Raw genomic sequence first — 14,117 nt, 5'->3', positions numbered from 1 at the left:
TGGCAACTCTCCCTCGCTGGCGCGTCGGGCTAGTTGGTGAATTCAGCGACCATTGATTGCCCGTTGGCACGGTGACACACTAGAATAACGTCGGGAAGGGGCGTTTGCCTGCCGGCGGTGGATCGGCAGTTGGCATCTTCGGAACAACTCTTTGGGCATTCCTATGTTCTCCGCCCGGGTCGGCAAGCGGCAGTTGGCGGCGCTTTGCCGGCGGTTGGCTACTTCTCTGGAAGCCGGCCTGGATATCCGCCGCATCATGACCCGCGAGGCTGAGGGGCGCGGCAGCCCGGCCTTGCGTTCCCGATTGGCGGAAATCGACCGGCAGGTGGCCGCTGGCGTGAGCATTCACGAGGCGGTGGCGGCAACCGGCGATTATTTCCCGCCGCTGTTCCGCGAAATGATCGCGGTCGGCGAAGCGACTGGCAAGCAGGCCGAGATCTTCCGCCATCTGGCCGACCATTACGATCATCAACTCGCGGTGCGGCGCGTGTTTCTGACGGCGCTCGCCCTGCCGTTGCTGCAACTGGGCGCCACGATTCTGATCATCGCCGTCCTCATTTGGGCGTTAGGCGCCATCGCCAGTTATTCCAACAGCAAGCCGATCGACATCCTGGGCTTCGGCCTTTATGGCACGCAGGGACTGATCAAGTATTTCGCCTTTTTGGCGACCCTGTCGGCGATCGGCGTTTTCATCTGGCAGGCCATCCAGCGAGGCTGGCTCTGGGGCCGCATCGTCGAGCGCATCCTGCTGCGCGTGCCATTCATCGGCGGGGCGTTGCGCGTCTTGGCGATGGAGCGCCTCGCCTGGTCGCTGCGGTTGACCCTCGACACCAATATGGAAACACGTCAGGCGATTGACCTTTCGTTGCGGAGTACGCAAAACGGCGTCTATCGGGACGCCGGACCCGATATTAATCGCGAGGTGGCGAGCGGACGCTCGTTGACGGAAGCGTTCGAGCGAACGCATGTCTTTCCGGACGATTTTCTCGAAGCCCTGGATATCGGCGAACGGAGCGGCCGGATTCCGGAGTCGATGGAGCACCTCGCCCAGCAGTACCAGGACAAAGGCCGCCTGGCGATTCGGGCCCTGTCCGTGCTGGGCTGGGTTGTGACGTTCATGGTCATTGCCGGCGTGATCATCTCGTTGATCTTCAAACTGGCTTTCTTTTACGTGGGCACAATCAACGAATTTGCCAAGCCGATCTAGCTGTCTTCGGCGATTGGCGGTGATCCACCACCATCTTAGGGGGTGTCTCGCAGGTGCGAACTTGTCGACGGTGAATCTTCGGCGTTGAATCCGGTTTCCACTCCGCCTAAGATCGTTGGATTGATTAGCGAGCTAAGGGCTTCGCCTGGCTGCTTCTCATGAGACCGCGCGAGATTCCTTTTGTGGCACTACTCCCCGCCGCCGCAGATATAGCCCGACGCTTTACGGGCCTTGCCGTTCTGATCGTGTTCACGTTTCTCGTCGTGGCTAGTACGTTTGTCCGCGATTGGGAGCGGGTCATCGGCGTCGGCGAACGCCTGTTGGGCATGGATGCGACCAAGGAGTTGCCCGTCGAGACGCTTCCCAAGGCGATCGTCACGGTCATGTCGGTCGCGAAAGAGCCGATCGACATTACCGATCGCTACTCAGGCATGGTCCGCCCCTGGGAACGTTACACCCTGGCGTTCGAAGTGGCCGGACGCGTCCGCGAGTTGGGAACGAATGCTTCCGGTGCTGCGCTGGATGAAGGGGACGCCGTCGCCAAGAACCAGGTAATCGCCAAATTGGATGATCGACTGCTCGTCGCTCAATTGCGCGAAAGCGTGGCGAATCTGGAGCAAGCCCAATCCGAATTGCAGCGCGCGACGGACCTGCGAGAGCGGGACGTTAAGTCGATTACCGCGGCGGAGTACCAGAAGCTGGTGACTGACGTCGCCTTGGGCGAGGCACGGCGCGAGATTGCCCAGAAGCGGCTCGACGACGCCACGCTCCGTTCGCCGGTGGATGGAGTCATCTCCAAGCGGATGCTTAACTCCGGCGAATCGATCAATATGCATATGCCGGTGTATGAGATCATCGAAGTCGATCGCGTGCTGCTCGTGGTCGGCGTGCCGGAATCGCGCGTGCGTTCGATCAAGGAAGGGCAACCGGCGCGCGTGCAATTCACCGGCCGTGATCGCTTCCGCCGCGAGGCCGCGGCCGTCGACGGCCAGGTCTTTCGCGTCAGCCAGACGGCCGACGACAAAACCGGGTTGTTCGAGGTCGAAGTCGAAATCCCCAACGGGGAACGAGCGATCCGGCCGGGCCTGATCGGCGTCGGCGAAATCGTCGTCGAGCGGATGGACGGTTTTCGCGTGCCGTTTTCCAGCGTCGTGTTTCGCGATCAGAAGGCCTTGATCTTCTCCGTCGGCCAGGACGGTCGCGCGCATCCCTGGGAATTGTCGCACTGGGTCGAACAAGGGGCGGACGTCGTCTTCGACGATCTGCCCGAGGATCGGCGCCGCGTGGTGATTCGCGGGCAGCATCGGTTGATGGACGGCCGCGAAGTGGAACTCACGCCCGCCGCGGATGACGCCACGCTGCGCACGGCGGCGCAGAACGCATCGGGAAAGTAGCTGCGACGCAGTTCGGTGTATTTCGCCACGCGTCGCCTGTAGGATCGTGAACTCTCATGAAGATCAGCGCCAAAGCGATTGACAATCCACGGGCCACCATCGTCGGCACCTTACTGGTGCTGCTGTTGGCGGGCGTGGCGATCTTCACGATTCCGGTCCAGCGCACGCCCGCGATCGACCTGGCCGTGGTACTCGTGGCGGTGCCCTATCCCGGGGCGGAGCCGAGCGAGGTCGAGGAGCAGATTACCCGCAAGATCGAAGACGCGCTGCAGCGGCTAAACAAGGTCGATTTCATCGCCTCCAGCAGCTTGCGGGGGTCGAGCGTCACGCAGGTAATCTTTCTCGACGGCGTCGATCCCAAGCGCGCCCGGGACGATGTCGAACATCTGGTCAACCAGATTCGCAATGAACTTCCGGTGCGCCGCGAGATCCAGCCGATCATCACCGATATCGATTTCGAGTCGGTGCCGTTGATGCTCGTGAACGTCAGCGGTCCGCCGGGCTTTGACGAGCGGGCGTTGAAGCAAATCGCCGAAGACATTCAGGAAGACCTGCAGGGCATCTCCGGCGTCGCCAATACGCAATTGTTCGGCGGCCGGGAACGGGAAATCCACGTCGATGCCAATCCCGACCGACTGGCGCAATACGGATTGTCGATCAACAAGCTGCGACAGGCGATCGCCACGGCGCATGCCGAACTGCCCGGCGGGCCGTTGAACACTGGCGAATTCAACCTGCAACTTCGCAATGACACGCGGTTCAAGAGCGTGGAGGACATTCGCCAGGTCGTCGTCTCGCAAAGCGAAGGCCGCCTGGTCCGCGTGTCCGACGTCGCCGAGGTGAGCGACACGTACCGGCGGCTGATGAACGTCGCCCAACTTGACGGACACGATTGCGCCACGATCATCGTCAACAAGGAAGCCAACATCAACACGCTCGGCACGGCCAAGGCGATCCGCCATCGTGTCGAAGAACTGCAAGACGTTTATCCGCAGGTCAAGCTGTCGATCACGCGGGATATCTCCGGCGACATCTCGGAGATGTTCAACGTCCTGGGTTCGAACGCCATCCAAGGCGCGATGGTCCTGTGTTGCATCCTGATCTGGTCGATGGGTTTTCGTAGCGCGCTCTTGGTGATCACGGCGATTCCCTTCGCCACGGCCATCGGACTGATCGCGCTCTACGCGCTCGGCCTGCCGATCTCGAACATGGTGCTGTTCAGCTTCATCCTCGTGCTGGGAATGGTCGTCGACGGGGCGATTATCGTCACCGAGAACATTCACCGGCACATCGAGCGCGGCTTGCCGCCGATCGAGGCAGCGAAGATTGGTGTCGAAGAGGTGTCCGTTCCGGTCATCGCGGCCGATCTCACCGCGGTCGCCGCGTTCGGGCCGCTGTTGCTGGTGCCGGGCATTCTCGGCGACTTTATGGGCGTAATGCCGGTCGTGGTGAGCACGGCGCTGTTGGGTTCGCTGATCGTCGATCATTTTTTAGTCCCGGTGTTGGCGAGCCGCTTTTTCAAACAGCGCCCTGTGCCGGCGGCGCTGACTACGGATGGGCAAGCCGGCTTTTTTGCCAGCGATCAGTTACGTCCCAAACTCGGCTTCTTCACCCGCACTTACGCGGGGATGTTGAAGTATTGCCTCTATCACCCTTGGGTGGCGCTGGGCTGTTGTCTGGTCGGCGTCGCTTGGGCGGCGTTCGTCTGCGTCTTCTTCCTGGGCTTTGACTTTTTTCCTGGGAGCGATCGCGGCCAGTTCGAACTTACGTACGAACTGCCGCTCGGTTACAGCATCGAAGAAACGATTCGCGCCGCGAAGTGCATCACCGATCCGCTGGAAGAACTACGCGACACGGGAGAACTGGACAACTATGTCACCGCCGTCGGCTCGTCGGCCGGCCTGGCGAATCGCATCGACGGCGACAGCGTCACCGGGCCGGAATTCGGCAAGGTGATGGTGCAACTCGTGGCGCCCAGCAAGCGGGATCGGCATCAGGACCTTGTGATCGCGGAATTGCGCGAGAAGATCAAACCATGGCCGGGTATGAAATATCGCATTGAGGCGGTGCAAGAAGGCCCGCCGGGAGGCGCGGCGGTGGCGGTGCGGTTGACCGGCAAAGACCTGGAACAACTCGGCGCGCTCGGTAAACGCCTGGCGGCGCAACTGGCGAACATTCCCGGCACGCTCGACGCCGAATGCAATTATCGCCCCGACAGTCCCGAGTTGGTCATCGAGCCGGACCCCGCCGTGGCCGGCATGTTCGAGATGAGCAAGCAGGAGATTTCGGCCGCGATCCAAACCGCGATCCTAGGCGACACGGCGATCGAGCTCTCGCTCGACGACGAAGACGTGACGCTGCGCGTGCAGGCCGCGCCGGAATTTCAACGCTACGAGGACGACGTCTCGCGATTGATGATTACCAGTTCCACGGGGCGCATGGCCACGATCGGCGAAGTGGCGAAGATTCAACGCGACGCTGGGTTGTTCAGCATCAATCGGTATGAGCGCAGCCGGTCCGTGAATGCCAGATGCGACGTGGTTCCGGACAAAATCCCCGCGGAAGTCTTCACCGAATTGCGCGGCAGCTTGTTGCCCAGCCTCGGCTTCGAGCCGGTGCAGGGCAATGCGATGGCCTTTATCGGCAAGCCAGGCACCGACGCGGAAGGCGTCCGCGCGACGTTCACCGGCGAGAACGAGGAACAGCGCGAGGCGTTCGGCTATCTGGTCACGTCGATGGCGATCGGCGTCGTGCTGATCTTCGGCATCCTGGTGATTCAGTTCAACAGCTTTCGGCAAGCCGTCGTGGTGATGTTCACGGTGCCGCTGAGCTTTATCGGCGTCGTGCTTTGCATGTGGCTGTACGGCTTCCCGTTCAGCCTCGCGTCGTTCATCGGGCTGGTTAGCTTGACTGGCGTCGTAGTGAACGACGCCATCGTGCTCGTCGATTTCGCCAACAACGCGCGGGCGCGCGGCATGCGCGTGAAAGACGCACTGATGGAAGCCGGCATCATCCGTTCGCGCCCCGTGATTCTCACGCTGGCGACGACCGTCGGCGACATGCTGCCGCTGCTCTTGAACCTCAGCGGCGGCGCAGAATTCTGGCAACCCCTCACCGGCGCCGTGGTCTTCGGCCTCACCGTAGCGTCATTGCTAACGCTGATCGTCGTCCCGGTTTGCTATGGACTCGTCTATCCCAACGAATAGCAAGGGTCACTCCAGTGCTTCACCACGGAGAGCACGGAGGGAGTTTGAAGTTTTCAGTGTTCAGTTTTCAGTGAGGACGTAGTTTCAAGTCACTGAAAACTGAACACTGAAGACTTCAAACTCTCTCCGTCCGAGGTGAATCTCACTGTTTCGGCGGGGTGAGCCGAATCTTTTCGATCAACTTCACGATGTTGCCGTCCGGCGCGATATAGCCGGAGCAGGCGGTGATGGCGTCGATCACGTGGCGGTAGTGCAGGCCGTAGTCGCAGTCGAGTTCAACTTCGGCGCTTTCCTTGAGCGACGCCGGCGCGTCGACGCCGATGCGGGCGATGATTTGTTCGTGCAACGTCTTGAAGCTATCGATCGGCTGGTCGTCGAGCTGGATGCCGGAGAGTTTGCCGTCGGCGCCGGCCTGCAGCCGCACTTTGAACGGCGGCAGCACATCGGTATTCATCGCCGCGCCGCCGGCCAGCGGCATCTTGACGTTGAAGTCCCCTTCCTGGGTGACGATCTTGAACGAGAAGATGAAGAAAATCAGCAATTGAAAGACGACGTCGATCATCGGCGTCATCTGCAGGTCGATCTTGTCCGGCATGGTGCCGGCCGATTTGCGAATTCGCATGGCTTAGCTCTGCTCCTGCCGCGCGCGGAGCGCAAAGATCTCGAAGCGTCGTTCCTGGCATGCCTGGATCAATTTCTGCACCTTGCCGGTCGGCGCGTCGCCGTCGGCGCGAATGATCACCGTGGCGTCGGACGGCTTTTTCCCCAGTCGTTCCATGACCTGCACTTCGGAAACGAGCCTCGACCCGAGATTCGCCAAGGCCAGTTCCTCCCCGGCGTACAGCACCGTCCCTTCGCTGGTCAATTGCAACGTAATCGGCAACTCGAAGGGCACATCCGCCGGCTTGGCCAATTCGCTCGACGGCAGCCGCACCTTCTCGCTCCGATCCGCTTCATCGAAGCTCAGCGCCACCATGAAGAAGCAGATCAACTGAAACGTCATATCGATCATCGGCGTCATATCCAACTCGGGCGGCGCCGCGTCGTAACGTTTGATGCGCATGGGGCGTGAGGAGTAAAGGAGTAAAGGAGTAAAGGAGTAAAGGAGTAAAGGAGTAAAGGAGTAAAGGAGTAAAGGAGTAAAGGAGGAGTATGCCTTTAGCCCCTCAGGGGCGACCGATAGTAGCCAGGGGTGGCAACCCCTGGATTGAATACGTTAAAAATTGCCTGAGCCCCAACGGGGCGACACGTCCGGCTCCTCCTCTTTCACTTTAGTCCTCCGCCTACTTACCAGCCTTGAAGCGGCTCATCAGGCTTTCGCTGACGATGCCGGCTTCCAACACCAGGCGGGCGATGCGATTTTTCAAAAAGTGGTAGAGGCCGATCGCCGGGATCGCCAACCAGAGGCCGACCAGCGTAGTCACGAGCGCCATTTCGATGCCTTCGGCCAGTTGCGATGGCTTGGGCTGCGTGGCGCTGTCGGCGATCACGCCGAACGAGGCGACCATGCCGTCCACCGTGCCCAGGAGACCGAACATCGGGCTAATCGTGCCGATCAGCGCCACATAGCCGGCGCGTTGCTCCAGCTTCATGGTCTCTTCTTCGCCGACTTCCTGCATCGCCTCGATGGCTTCCGGATAACCGGTCTGCAACTTCGCCAGGCCGGCTGAAAGCACGCGTCCCAAAAACGAATCGTCGGTGCGGGCCAGCTCGTAGGCTTCCTGATAGCGCTTCTCATTGAGGTGTGCTTCGAACGCGGCTACGAGCGCCTCCGGCACCACGCGATCGCGCCGCACGGAAAGCAAGTTCATCACGATCAGGGCCACGAAAGTGAACGAGATCGTGAGGAACACGAGCGTGTACGTCCTACCGAGCGCCTTGTACATCCAGGACAGCAAGTTCTGACGCGGCGCACTGGTCGGCGCCGCTGATGCTGCGGCCGGTTGCTGCGCGGCCGCCTGGGGAGCCGGGGCGTCGGCGGCAGGTACATCATCGGCGACTTCTTCGAGTTCGGCGGCTTCATCCGCTGCCGCACGTTTCGCTGCGGCCGCTTCCTTCGCATCCTGCGCAAAGACTGCGTTGGCGCCGATGAACAACACCAGTCCCACCAACGCCGCGGTGCAAGTTATCGACCAAATGCGGCCGACGCCGCGCAGGCCTCCGGCGGCAAAACTGGCCCAACGTCCGTCATGCTCCGCCATGATCTTTCCTCTCGCCCGTGTTCGCAGTGTGGTGTCGCAGCATTCAGTCTAGTCCTGATCGCGCCAAGCGTAAAGCAAACGCGATATGGTAGCGGTCGTAACGATCGCGCGGCTACTTCTTCGCCCAAACGCTGTTCGCATAGCGTTCGGCCAGCATCTCCGCCGCCTGCTGGGCGCGATCCGGCTTGCCGACTTCGTTCCAGAGCTCTCGCAGGTTCGCCAGTGCCTCGGCGTGCGCCTCCGCTTGCGCCGAATACAACACATCGACATGCAGGAACGCCAGCAACGCCGCCTTGGTCGAGCCTGGTTTCTGCCGGTAGCAATTGCCGAGCGTTACGTACGCCTTGGCGTGCAGGTCGGCGGCCTCGGGGTCGGCCTCGGCGATCACGCTCTCAATCAGCTTGATGCCGTCGTCGAACTGCCCCGTGGCGGCCAGGCAAGTGGCCTTGCCGAGCTGCGCCGTCTGCATTTGCGTCTTAACTTCCGCGGAGTCCTCCGTCACCGGCACGCTGAGCACCTTGTCGAACTCCGCCAACGCCTCCGGGTATTTCTTTTGCGAAAGGTGCGCACGGCCAATGGCGATCGCGGCGCGGGCCTTCATGTCCGGCCAAGGAGTCTTGTCGAGCTTGCCGTATTCCACCGCGGCCAGGTCATACGCGCCCACCGCCACGAGCAAATCGCCCAGCGTTTCGGCCGCCTGCAGCAAGTGGTAACTACCGTCGTTCTGTTTGACGAATTCCTTCATCAATTGACCGGCCTCGCGCAGGTCGCCGCCGCCCGCCAAGGCCAATCGTGCTTTCGCCAGCGCGCGATAGAACTCGACGTCCTGCTGCATTTCCTTGCGCTTCAAATCTTCCGGTTTGATCTTGTCCGCGGTTTGAATCACGAACTCATAGTCGCCAGCCTTGAGTTTGGCGCGGATGTTCTTCAACTGACTCGGCTCCGCGTTCCAGCCGATATAGTCGATCTGGTTGACGGGAATCGATTTCTCCGTGGAGCCTTGCTTGACCTTAACCTCCAACGGCGACATCGAAACTACGTCGCCCGGAATCGGCGCGCCATGATGGCGTCCGATGGTATCCGCCCAAGCGGGCATCGCGCCGGCGAGCACGGTCAGGGCGGCCAGGAATGCGCACTTGGTGAATCGAAATGTCTGCATCATCAACTCGTTGTGGTCACGTTACTTGTTCTTGGCCATCGGTTTCTCAGACGGCAACCCCGTCGCCGGCTGTCCGGCGGCTTGCTGAATTGTGCGCAACAGGCTATCAAATTTGCCCGACCATTCCGCGCCGCCCAGGGATGGCGTTTGACGGTATTGAATGCCAATCTCCGCCGCCGCGCGCGCCAGTGATTCGTCAGCGGCCTTGGACTGCCCTTGCTGTTTGAGCTTCATGGCCTGCTTCAATCGGCACCTGGCCAGGTTGTACCGGGCGTCAAAATAGACTTCGGCGTATTTCTCGCTGCCGGCGACACGACGCGACAAATGCGCCCACCCCCAGACGATCGGCACGATTTGTCCCTGCTTGTTCTTGGCCTGGCGATGGCCGCGAATCGCCGCGTCGAAGTATTTCTCATCTTTTTCGCCCCAGGCCTGCAGCGCCATCGCGGCTTCCTGCTGGGCGTCCAGCAATTGATTGTTTTTCTTGAGCACGTTCACCAGCAAGTCAACCGCTTCTTCATACTGCCCCAAACGGCGCAGCACGCTGGCCAGCCGTACCGAAATCGCCATCCGCTGCTGCGGCGTCGCTGGGAATGAGCCGTCGTCGCACTTCTTGACGAGTAAGCGATACGCCTCGGCGGCCTGCTGAAAATACGGCTTCGCCTCCGCGGAACTTTCTCCCGCGCCAGAGTCGAGTCCCGTGGCCAGGCTCGCGAACGTCCCGGCGACCCAGTTCAACGAGTTGAAATCATTCCCCTGTTCGCGGGCAAGAATGCGCTTGAGAAAATTCTCAAACCCCGCCGAGATGGACGCGATCTTATCGATGCGACCGGATTCGCGCAGTTGAGTAATCTGTTGCTCCAATTCGCGCCCCAGCGAGACCAACGCCATCGTCAAACGCTCGTTCGCCGCTTCGTCGCCGCCGGCCGCGACTTCTTTCTCGAGTAGCACGAGCATTTCGTCGGCCTTCGCGAAGTCCTGCCCGGCGATATAGGCCCGTAACCCCAGGCGATACGTTTCCGCCTTCAAGTTGCCTTGCGCCAGCAGCGGATCATTGCTCGCTGCAAGCATGAGCGGCCCAGAGCTTTCCTTGGTCAGTTCTTGGAGCGCGCCAGCGGCGTCACCTTCGTTAAGCTTGATCGATGCCAAGGTAATTGCGCCAGCGACTAGCTCTGTCGAAGCCCTGCCCCCGGCGGCCCGGGCGACGCCCGAGACGAGCAACTCGCGCGCCTGCTTGGCTTGTTGATCCAGATCGGTTTGCGGCGGCCGCTGCCCCGGCTCCAGTCGGTTTGTGGCCAGGTATTGCGCCCAGAGCGCGCGTCCGGTCTTCAATTCAGCGTCGCCGCGGCGCGGGGAGGCCGTCGGAACCTGTTCCAGATATTTGATCGCATCGCCGGCGCGTTTGTCCATCACCGCCAATTCGACCAGCAACATCACCGCCTCGTCCGCTTCCGGTTCGCCGGGCCAACGCTTCGCAGCGTATGTCGCGATACTCTCCAAGCGACTGGCGTCGAATCCGCGGTTCGGTTCGGGCGTGGAATTGTGTTCAGCCAGATACGAGGCCAAAGCCAGTTGAGCGCCTTTGCGCCCCCAACTCGACTGCGGGTATCCATGCGCCAGAAACTCGCCTAGGATCGCGGCGTCGTAGTAATTTCCCTGCCGGTAGTGAACGTACGAGAGGTAGTAGCGGACCGAGTTGACTTGCTCCATCTCCACTTCGGGAGTCTGTAGGCTGAGCGCCAGGCGGAAAAATCGCTGGGCTTCTTTCCCGAACCGCCGCGACTCTTGCTCATACTGCGCGACGTTCTCCGAGTCGCCGGTCTTCGGTGCGAGTTGAATTTGCTGGTAGCGGCCTTCCATCTCGCGCATCGCTTCTTCCGCCAAGCTGAACGCTTCTGCGAACGATTGCGGTTCCTTGGCGTCCGCGGCGCGCTCGCCCCGCATGCGATGGAATAACTCGCGCGCGGCCAGTTGATGCCGGTTCGGGTAGCGGCTGGCCATCTGCGCCAAATCGCGAGCTTCGACCTTGAGGTCATCCTCGCGCAACGCGTCGCCGGCCTGGGCATGCAGCAATTGCTGCTCGATGGCGACCGCGGTGAAATAATGCACCGCCAGCGCCAACGGCGTGCGGGCATCAGCCGATTTCGCGCCGCTGAGCCACAAACGCCCCGCCGCCGCGGCTTCGGCGTATTTCTTCTCCTGGTCCGAGCACCAGGCCGGAATCGCCAACTCCAGCGCCTGCGATTGGACCTCGCGGACGAGCGGTTCCTCCGAGGGCTGAACGAGAATCTCGTTCAACATCCCGAGCGCTTTCTGCGTGTCGCCTAGTTCGATATAAGCGCGGGCTTCGTTCAGCCGGCCGCGCAAGGCCGCGAACAGCGAGCGGTACTTGGTGTAAACCTCGTTCGATTTCTCGGCGGAGGCCTCGAACAACTTCTTGCGCTCCGGATTGTCCGCGGCCAATGATTTCGCCTGATCGAACAACACGGCGCCGAGCATCAACCGCGCGCGAATCAAATCGCTGCGCAGCCCATCCACCGCGGCGTCAGCTTCCGGCAAGGATTTGATCTTCGCCAGCAAGTCCATCTCCGCGGCGGTGATTTCCTGGAGCGCTTCGGTGAACCAGGTTTGCGATTGCTCATAGAGTGCCGGCTTCTTAGCGGCGTTCTCCGGCTGTTCGGCCTGAGCCACGGCGGTATTGGCCCGTTCGGCCAGAATGCTCCCCAATTGCATCCGTAATGACGGGAGCATCGGCGACGTGGGATTGGCCTCGGCGAAGGTCCGGAAGCCGGCCGCCGTTTCGTCGAGCAGCTTCATGCGCCGCGTGGTGTCTCGCTCCGCGCGGGCGCGGTCGAACTGGAGCTGCGCTTTTTCGAACGGAATGCGGGCGCGCTGTTCGGTCGGAATCAGCGGGCTGTCGGCCATCAAGTCCAGATAGGCCGCGGCCTCGTCCAGCATGCCGCGCTGTTTGAGGCCTTCGAGAAACGCCGCATACGGTTCGGTAGCGCCAGCCGTAACACCCCAAGCCAGCGCGAACGCCACGGCCCACGGCGCGCACCAACGCGACCAACACAAAGTTTTCGTCACCGATCTCTCCGAGCGGCGCGACCGAGCGAAACATTTCGACCGACGGGTTCCGGTCCGCCAGCCGTGGAAGGAAACTCGCACATGTCCCTTCCAGGGTATAGCCGCGCCAGGAAATGTTCAAGCAAGTTGTCTGCCGGAAGGTAGTTTGCCGAGCGAGCTTGCCGCTGTTTTCGACCTGATTGGCGAGTGTTTGACACCGCACAATCGCGATTCGCCGCAGAACATGTCCGACTGCCCGAACCGTTACGCACGTGATTTGCGTCTGGTCGTCTTTTGACCTAGGTTTGCCGTGGAGTCCCGCTGGAAGCAGGGGTTCCCCTCCCCAGAGTGCCGGTCGTCGCGCAGCGGAAATTACTCATCTTTTCCCCGCCGCGTCGATGCCCGTCGATCGATCCAAACGGCCGTTCGCGCCGCCACGACTGAGCATCCGGGACGGGGACTTCCATGGCATCGCGCCGCTCTATTTCGCATTGGCTAACTAGCTGGACACTTACTCCCAAGGCGGTTGCGCCCGCCCCGCGCCACAGGCCGCGGAAACGGCGCGCGCTGCGGATCGAGCCGCTCGAGGCGAAGCAGCTTATGAACGCCGATTGGGGTTCAGATAGTTGCTGCTGCTCTCAATGCGGCGGCACGTTGTGCGCCTGCGGACTGCCGCTGATCGACGCCTCGGTGCTGCTTGCCGAGGAATTGAACCAGCCGGTCGGAGCCGAAGAGCCTCAGGCCAGCAATCCCCTGTCGAGCATTCCGCTCCTGCACAGCCGCTCGAGCGCCACGGCGAAGTTCTATCTCGATTTCAACGGACACTTCGAATCGACCTGGGGCAGTTATTCGAATGTTACGACGCCCGTGTTCGATCGGGACGGCGACGCCACGACGTTCAGCAATAGCGAACTAAGCACGATTCAAGAGATCTGGGAACGCGTGTCCGAGGACTTCGCGCCGTTTAACATCGACGTCACGACGCAGGATCCTGGGAATTTCAGCAACGGCGTCGGCCTGCGCGCATCGATCGGCGGTAACGGCAGTTGGTATGGTTCGGCCGGCGGCGTGGCGTATATCAACGCCTTTACGAATAGCGTTGTTAACACGGTCTACGTGTTCTCGGCGAATCTCGGCAATGGTAACGGCAAGTACGTCGCCGAGGCGACGAGCCATGAATACGGGCACGCGCTGGGGCTATTGCATCAAAGCCTGTACGACGCTCAGGGCAACCTCCAATCGACTTATTACCAAGGGGACGCCAATTGGGCGCCGATTATGGGCGTCGGCTACTATTCGGAACGCAGCACGTGGGCCAACGGCACCACCAACACTTCGAGCACTTACCAAGACAACCTCTTGATACTCAGTAACGGAACCAACGGCTACGGCTATGTCGCGGACGATCACGGCAACAGCGCCGGAACCGCTACAGCGTTGTCCGCGTTCAATAACAGCCGCAGCGGTTCAGGCCTGATCAGCCAGATGGCGGACGTCGACTATTTCAGCTTCTCCAGCGGCGCCGGCGCCATCAGCCTGACAGTGAACGTCGCTTCGGTCGGCGCAAATCTCGATGCGCGGATTGAGCTACGCGATTCGTTTAACACGTTGATCGCCTCGGCGGCCCCTTCGAACAGCCTGGGGGCGACGATCAATACCTCGGTCGCACAGGGCGATTATCGCCTCGTCGTTGCCAGCCAAGGAACCTATGGCGACTTGGGCCGCTACACGATCACCGGCACGGTGCAACCGACCGTCGATCTCACGCCGCCCACCGCCACGAACGACAGCGCCGCCACGACCAACGTCAAGCCGGTGCTGATCGACGTCGTCGCCAACGACGTGGATTCCAGCGGGCTGTTGAACCGGACCACGGTCACCATT

Annotated in this window: 9 protein-coding genes; 4 read left to right on the top strand and 5 right to left on the bottom strand. The window is 61.3% G+C overall.

Features of this window, described 5'->3' with window-relative positions; translation table 11 throughout:
* The first annotated feature begins 163 nt into the window (after window positions 1-163).
* The 3 genes from SGJ19_15190 (at window position 164) to SGJ19_15180 (ending at window position 5,807) form a co-directional block, all read left to right on the top strand.
* Window positions 164-1,207, top strand: coding sequence for a type II secretion system F family protein (locus tag SGJ19_15190; protein ID MDZ4781594.1), 1,044 nt, complete (start codon window positions 164-166; stop codon window positions 1,205-1,207).
* 182 nt (window positions 1,208-1,389) lie between these two features.
* On the top strand, window positions 1,390-2,601 hold the full coding sequence (locus SGJ19_15185; protein MDZ4781593.1) for an efflux RND transporter periplasmic adaptor subunit: 1,212 nt from the start codon (window positions 1,390-1,392) through the stop codon (window positions 2,599-2,601).
* A 56-nt stretch (window positions 2,602-2,657) separates the two neighbouring features.
* Entirely contained in the window at window positions 2,658-5,807 is a 3,150-nt protein-coding gene (locus SGJ19_15180; GenBank protein ID MDZ4781592.1) for an efflux RND transporter permease subunit, read from the top strand.
* A gap of 142 nt (window positions 5,808-5,949) precedes the next feature.
* Here the strand turns inward: SGJ19_15180 and SGJ19_15175 are convergent, their stop codons facing one another.
* The 5 genes from SGJ19_15175 to SGJ19_15155 all read right to left on the bottom strand — a co-directional run bounded on the left by SGJ19_15175 (window position 5,950) and on the right by SGJ19_15155 (window position 12,254).
* Window positions 5,950-6,429 (bottom strand): biopolymer transporter ExbD, encoded by a 480-nt coding sequence (locus SGJ19_15175; protein MDZ4781591.1) that lies wholly within the window; start codon window positions 6,427-6,429, stop codon window positions 5,950-5,952.
* A 3-nt stretch (window positions 6,430-6,432) separates the two neighbouring features.
* On the bottom strand, window positions 6,433-6,870 hold the full coding sequence (locus tag SGJ19_15170; protein MDZ4781590.1) for a biopolymer transporter ExbD: 438 nt from the start codon (window positions 6,868-6,870) through the stop codon (window positions 6,433-6,435).
* Window positions 6,871-7,090: 220 nt separating this feature from the next.
* Window positions 7,091-8,008 carry a MotA/TolQ/ExbB proton channel family protein gene (locus SGJ19_15165; GenBank protein ID MDZ4781589.1) on the bottom strand — a complete coding sequence of 306 codons (918 nt, stop codon included), beginning with the start codon at window positions 8,006-8,008 and terminating at the stop codon, window positions 7,091-7,093.
* Between the two features lie 112 nt (window positions 8,009-8,120).
* Window positions 8,121-9,167: a hypothetical protein gene (locus tag SGJ19_15160; GenBank protein ID MDZ4781588.1), complete on the bottom strand. Its 1,047-nt coding sequence runs from the start codon at window positions 9,165-9,167 to the stop codon at window positions 8,121-8,123.
* 21 nt (window positions 9,168-9,188) lie between these two features.
* Window positions 9,189-12,254, bottom strand: a complete 3,066-nt coding sequence (locus SGJ19_15155; protein MDZ4781587.1) for a tetratricopeptide repeat protein — start codon at window positions 12,252-12,254, stop codon at window positions 9,189-9,191.
* A gap of 579 nt (window positions 12,255-12,833) precedes the next feature.
* Here SGJ19_15155 and SGJ19_15150 point away from each other — a divergent pair.
* Window positions 12,834-14,117 (top strand): hypothetical protein (locus SGJ19_15150; protein ID MDZ4781586.1); only part of this gene is annotated, 1,284 nt, incomplete at its 3' end.

The sequence above is a fragment of the Planctomycetia bacterium genome (assembly GCA_034440135.1).
In the GTDB taxonomy this organism is placed as follows: domain Bacteria; phylum Planctomycetota; class Planctomycetia; order Pirellulales; family JALHLM01; genus JALHLM01.
This window is presented reverse-complemented; position numbering and strand designations above follow the sequence as displayed.